Source organism: Bacteroidetes bacterium SB0662_bin_6, from assembly GCA_009839485.1.
GTDB lineage: Bacteria > Bacteroidota > Rhodothermia > Rhodothermales > VXPQ01 > VXPQ01.
The window spans coordinates 1-6,129 of sequence record VXPQ01000066.1 but is presented as its reverse complement, the minus strand read 5'-3'; the positions used below and the strand labels follow the sequence as shown (position 1 = coordinate 6,129).

The window sequence follows — 6,129 nt, the reverse complement described above, 5'->3', positions numbered from 1 at the left end:
ACCCCCAATCCTCTACGTCTCGGGGGCTCGGATATGTGTAAAACACACAGCCCCCCGGCCGGCCCCCCAGTTCGGGGGAGGGCCGAGCGCACGAGGGGCTGCTACCTTCCGAGCCGAGGAGGCCGCCTACCGCCTCACGCCTTCTTCAGGAAGAGCAACGGAGAGAAGCATGACCGACGGACAACAGCCGAAAGCCCGGGCAGCACAAGTCGCGGTTACGCAGGTCGCGGAGCGGATCCAAAGCGTGGAAGATCGGGCTGCGGACCTTGCAGTCGGGGCTGGCGCTCCGACGCGTCGAGCTGGGTCGTCTCCCAGGACTACCGGCCACCCGACCTCCGGCGCGCGTCGGCGGAACTCGTACCCGAACTACTCTTCGAGATTAGCGTGGGCCACCGCCGCGCCTCTCGTTAGCCTTCGAATTCGCGTAGACCACCATCACGAAGGAGGCGTCGATTGGCCACACTTCACTTCCTGAACGTACGAGAGGGCGACTGCTCGTTCATTCAGCACAACTCTGCACGCGTGACCGTGATAGATGTATGCAATGCGAAACCTGTCGACCCTGCCGAGGAAGCTGCCTTGGCTCGCGCGGCAAAATCCGAACTCGGGATCACGGGCAACTTCCAGCAAAAGAAATACCCCGTGAACCCGATAGCGTACCTAGGGGATCACGGCGTTGCTTCTGTCTTTCGCTACATTCAGACGCATCCGGACATGGATCACATGGACGGGATCGAGGCGTTCTTTGCAGAGTTCGAACCGCTCAATTTCTGGGATACGGACAACAACAAGGAGATGGCCAGCCCGTGGGATAGCGCACGGTATCGTGAAGAGGATTGGGCGTTCTACAAGACCCTCCGAGACACGAGTCCCACGGGTGGTCCCAAGCGTCTAACCCTGCTCTCGGGCGCCACAGGGAAGTACTACAACGAAGGAGACGCGGGCACCGGAGGAGGTGACGGCCTGCACATCCTCGCCCCGACGCAATCCCTCGTTGACGAAGCTAACGAGTCGTCGGGTGACTACCATGCGGCCTCCTATGTTCTTCTGTACAGGACGGGTGGAAACCGCATCGTCTTCGGTGGCGACTCACACGACGCGTCTTGGGACCATATCCTCGAGGGGCATGAGGACGATGTTACAGACATCGACCTGTTGATCGCTCCTCATCACGGCCGCAAATCTGGAAGGTCCTACGAGTTCCTGGACACCCTGAGACCTACGCTGACGTTCTTCGGAAACGCACCCCACCAGCACCTAGCGTACGGTGCGTGGAACCACCGTGGGCTGAGCAAGATCACCAACAACCAAGCGAACTGCATGGTGGTGGACGTCTCGCCATCGCCCATGGTGCTCTACGTGACCCATGAGAACTTCGCCCGCCGAGTGAACTCCGAGACGTTCTATGACCACGACAAGCGTGCTTGGTACGTTGGGCCGATCACCGATGACCTTCTGAGTTAGTCGGTGGAGGCAGCCGCTTCGGCAAGGACCGTGGTGACGAAGCGCCGTCCACTGTTCACGGCTACTTTCCTGAGCACCAAGTACTGCACGGCTAACACCGCTACCAGAAGGGCCCACGGCAACATCCCGACCCGAAGCGCCGCGCCTAGAATAGCACCCAGAGGGGCCAAGGCGAAGCTGAGATTCGCCAAATCCCGCGTCAGCAATGACGTCCGATGCGCTTGGGATATTGACGGTTGATCTTCCACCGCTTTGAAGATCCTGTACCATAACTGGTTTTGCTCGTTCGCAGGCGCAGGGAACGAACCGTACACTCTTTCGAGCGACTCCATGTCGACCCGTGGATCGGCTGGACCATGCTTGGTGAACGCCTGGCTACCCGGCAACGGGTCCCTGAGACGCCAGTAGACGAGAATGGCTTTGGCATCAGCGGATACGATCCCATCGAGAACCAGCGTGACGAGCGGCAGTACCAAACCAAGCAGTGCTTTGAGGCTAATGAGCCCTTCGAACTGCCCTAGCTGTATCGCCGTGATCATGTCCTCACCGGAGAACAGCACAAAGAAGATGAGAGCGTTCAGTGCCACGAAGCCTTGTAAATTCCGCCGATAGGTGTCTTTCAAGCTCGTCGTTGACATTGAGATGCTCGATTTTTCGGGGTTGAGTTTCTCAAAAACATACCGATCAGTCTTCGTACTCGGACACGAACTCAAGCGTAGCCAAGGGGTGGTAGCCGGGTCTCGGCAGGGCGTCATCGCTCTGGAGAAGAATGTTCTGGCCAGACGTGGATTGCACCTTCGCACCGCGGCGTCGCACCGCGTTGATCACGCGCTGGGACGGGTGTTTGGGACGACCGTCCGTAGCTGCGGAGACGATACCCCACTTGTTTGATTCTGCGCCGAAGGGGCGACCAAGGAGACGGTTCAGAATGCTAGGCCCAAGGTTACGCTTGCTACCATGATGCGGCAGTTGAAACCACCGAAAATCGGTTGATAGCTGTGCAAGCGTGAGGACGTCCAAGGCTCGTCGAAGCGCCGGAACTCCAGCGTCGGCCGTGAGCAAGATGAGCTCTTCGAGATTCAGATACAGGATCGCCGAGGAGTTATTCACGGGAGACACGGCATCCTCGTCCGGTTCTACCAACGCTTCGTCGTCCCAGGACTCCACTAACCGTCGGACGGCCGCCCTCACGCCTCGCATGAGTGTCTCCCCGAGGGAGGCGGCACGTTGGTCATCGTCGAACGAGGCCATCAAACTCGCGTAGTAATCTTCGGTCGGGCCGGCCACAATAATCTCGTTCCCCAACATCACTCCGGCGAACGGTTCTCGTACAACGACACGCTTCTCTATAGCCAACTGCTCGAGCTCATGCGCCTGCCTGAACGATTGCTGCAATCGGTCCGTAAGGCTGCGATGGGTGACGCGCCCGTCGGTGATGTAGGTGTGGATGGAGTGGGATCGAGTCCAGGGCCGGTGCATCCATAGTTCGCGCACATCCAGTGATTCGAGTAGCGGTCGAAGGCCGCCCACGTGGTCGCTGTGCGGATGTGTGCTTATCATTAGGTCGATCGTACGAGTGCCGTAGACGCGAGGGATGAAGTCCACCAAGGCTTCTCCGTCCGCCTGATAGCCGCCATCTACGACCACCACCTTCTGGTGTGGCGTACCCAGCTCTCCGAAACGGAGCGTGATCGCGTCGCCGCTCGACTGACCTTGGCCGACGGCGTGGATGTCCAGTTCGAAGCTCATGACCCGTCCAAGCTCAGGGTGGCGGCGAAAGAGGCGATGCGAGCGACTACAGAAACTCTAGTTGGTCCTGCGCGCGGCTGCGTTCGCCCAACGAGGCCAACGCCCCCTCATCGGCACCTACCTCTCGAGCGACCGCGAGCAAATCTAGGCGACTGAGTAGCCCCACCGTGATCGGTCGCTTGGAGTCCCAGAACGTGAAGGCGCCCAGCAACTCCTGGGCAGGTTCAGAACGCAGCAAGTCATGTACGCAATCCGCTTCGGCCCTCGACCCGCAGGGCAGGAAGTAGCAGGTGTCGTCCAGGACAATTGGCTTGCCCTCGAAGGAGCCGACCGTGCGGAAGTCGAGCTTCTTGTAGAACCCGGAAATGGCCACTCGCCAAGGTGCAAACGTGTAGGGTCCGACGCCGAAAACCGAGAAGCGAGCTCGGTTTTGATAGATCGTGCTACCGCGGCGGTCGAGGCGGTCTCCATGCGCGCAGAGATACTTCCAGGTCTGGGGAGCCTCCGATTCGATGAGGCTAGTGTCATCGCCGATCGCCGATTGAGTTATCAGCATCCACCGGGTTGGTTCCGCCACGGCACCGTTAGCTACCTCAGAACTCTTCAGCATCGGGAACAGGAACCGAGGCTCAAGCTGCACTTCCTCTTGGAAGCCATTCAGATAGGAATCCGGACCGGATCGGCGCAGTTCCATGACCTTCGAGCAATCGTGCTTCACACCTGAGCGCCACCGGTATCGCTGCAGCCCGCTTAGGTGCTTCCACCTTTCGTAGAGCTCCAAATCCGCCACGAGCTCTCCATCCCGGAACCCGAATCGCGACGACGGAGCGGCAGCCTCAAGGGAATCGTAGACCGCACACTCCACCTCTCCGCGCTGGAGTGAACCCGAAACCGAGAACAGGCAGGCGTCGACCGATGCTCCGAAGTGTTTGTCGGCGTCGATACGACGCACCTCCGCATTCCGGAGCCGGTATCCATGGCTCCACACATGGCGTAGGACCCGGCGAACCACCGCAACCTTGCACAGGATTGCGAGGCTCGCTTCCCGTCCTTCGATCCACTCCAAGGCGCGGAGGAGCATCCACTCCGAAATGTCGAAGTTTCCCTTGCCAGTAAGGGCGTCGAGTCCGCGGTGACCTTGGAAGTTCATCTTCTTGGGAAGATTCGAGCTTCCGAGACGCGTGAGGTCTGCGCTCGTCACCCACGGTGGATTCCCGAGCACGAGTATTGGCTTAGGTAGTCCCTTGAGTACTTCGTCCCAGTCTGTCTGGAAAAAATCGGCCTGGCGTACCTGAGCATCCGCACCCGGGTGGGCCCCGAGGAGGAGACTCCTGGCCCTGGCCACGTGCTGAGGATTGATGTCTAGGCCGACCAGCCGTCGCGCCGACGGGAACGCTCGAATCGCAGCATCGAGAAAGCTCCCTGTGCCGCATGTGGGCTCAAGCACGCTAGCCGGACGAAAGCCACGGTCAGCCAGAAGGGCACACACGCGGTTTGCCAGTGACGGCGGCGTCTGAAAGTCACCGAACTCAGCCTGGATTCTGGTCTTGGAAGCCAGGGGTCACCTCACTCGAACGATGCCATCGACAGCGCCCGCTTCGGTGATGGCGCGACTGTACTGCAGCCTCCATTGCAGGGCGTTCGAGATCGTCAGGTATCCTATGCCGGGGGGATTCGCGAGGACTTCTTCGGCGAGACGGGTCGCCACGATGTCCTCCACCGGAAGCATCCGCTCCGAGAAGAAGCCGAGGAGGTCATCCACGTTTCCGCTGTTCTCAACGATTTGGCGGATGCCCGTGGTGGTCTGGTAGTCCGCGGTACGCTCGGCCGCCACGTAAATCGTGTGAAGGATGTTGAGCCGGGCGGTGCGCGTCTCGTCATCGTCCGTCTTGTCGTAGACGAAGACGAGCAGTGAGTAGCCAAGGCCATACAGCTTCTGGCGGGCAGACTCGTAGGGACAGGATGATTGGGGTCGTTTGTGACTCGTGACCTTGAGGTCCACACCGAGCTCCGGGAAGTCGATTCCTTTCGCTGAACTTCCCGCTTCGTAGACGTACCTGTGGTGGAGGTCCTCCTGAAACTTCTGTTCCAGGTAGGTCCCTACCGCCTTGCCGTCCGTTACTCCGAACAACGACGGTTCTCGGTGCTTTGACTCCGCCTCGGCAAAGGCGCCGGCCTCTAGGCAGAGCAGATCAACGGTCAATTCAGGCTTGCTCAGAACAACCTCCCCTGTTGGGCCTTCTCCAGGTGTTGGGCCTTCTCGATGCGCAGCATTTCGGCTTGTGTCGACGAGACGTCCAGAACCCGCCCACCACCATATTGGCTCTTGGCGGAGGGCATAAGGAAGGGGCGGCTGGCTTGGCTCTTTCCTAGGGGGCTCCGGGGGCCCTCTTACGCCTCCCCCTGCTCCTCCCTCCAACGCGCGCGGATCATTTCCGCATCGCGCTCAATCATCGCCTCCGCCTCGAACCACTCCGCATCGGAAACCGTGCCACGTCCACCGGAGCGGCGAACGGATCCCCGGCCCCCGGTCGCGGCGAACAGAATCGCCCATGGCCACCAACCGGCGACGACCGCGATCGCGAGCCTGAGAACTGCAAGCATCGGTTTCCCTTGTCCCGGTCCTCTGCATCTCCCTACGCCCAATCGAACGGTTTCGTTCCTTCGGGCGCAACAACATGTAAGGGTCCTCGAAGGCGATCTCCAACGGATCCCCTGCGGAAAGGAGGCCTCTTGAACGACATAGGCAAACGCTCGAGCTGTGTCAGGGCTCCAGTTCTTGGGTGATCCAACGCGACTGCGCCTCGAACACCGATGCGCCGCCCTTGGTGGCCACGACGCGCTCCGGGAACATCCCGACCGGGGCCACCGCCCACCATCCGTAGCCGGAGTGCGCGAGGCGCCGCCCGCCGCCCG

At 60.5% G+C, this 6,129-nt stretch carries 6 protein-coding genes; 1 reads left to right on the top strand and 5 read right to left on the bottom strand.

Going from position 1 to position 6,129, the window contains the following annotated elements; all coding sequences use genetic code 11:
- The first annotated feature begins 453 nt into the window (after nucleotides 1-453).
- Nucleotides 454-1,464 carry a hypothetical protein gene (locus tag F4Y00_11475; GenBank protein MYE05574.1) on the top strand — a complete coding sequence of 337 codons (1,011 nt, stop codon included), beginning with the start codon at nucleotides 454-456 and terminating at the stop codon, nucleotides 1,462-1,464.
- Here the strand turns inward: F4Y00_11475 and F4Y00_11470 are convergent.
- The 5 genes from F4Y00_11470 to F4Y00_11450 form a co-directional block, all read right to left on the bottom strand.
- The gene (locus F4Y00_11470) at nucleotides 1,461-2,087 is read right to left on the bottom strand and encodes a hypothetical protein (protein MYE05573.1); all 627 of its coding nucleotides are present in this window, start codon (nucleotides 2,085-2,087) and stop codon (nucleotides 1,461-1,463) included. The two genes, F4Y00_11475 and F4Y00_11470, sit on opposite strands and share 4 nt — an antisense overlap.
- A gap of 61 nt (nucleotides 2,088-2,148) precedes the next feature.
- Nucleotides 2,149-3,213 (bottom strand): MBL fold metallo-hydrolase, encoded by a 1,065-nt coding sequence (locus F4Y00_11465; protein ID MYE05572.1) that lies wholly within the window; start codon nucleotides 3,211-3,213, stop codon nucleotides 2,149-2,151.
- A 46-nt stretch (nucleotides 3,214-3,259) separates the two neighbouring features.
- Entirely contained in the window at nucleotides 3,260-4,414 is a 1,155-nt protein-coding gene (locus F4Y00_11460) for an SAM-dependent DNA methyltransferase (protein ID MYE05571.1), read from the bottom strand.
- Nucleotides 4,415-4,774: 360 nt separating this feature from the next.
- On the bottom strand, nucleotides 4,775-5,416 hold the full coding sequence (locus F4Y00_11455; protein MYE05570.1) for a restriction endonuclease: 642 nt from the start codon (nucleotides 5,414-5,416) through the stop codon (nucleotides 4,775-4,777).
- 188 nt (nucleotides 5,417-5,604) lie between these two features.
- Entirely contained in the window at nucleotides 5,605-5,817 is a 213-nt protein-coding gene (locus tag F4Y00_11450; protein MYE05569.1) for a hypothetical protein, read from the bottom strand.
- Nucleotides 5,818-6,129 lie beyond the last annotated feature (312 nt).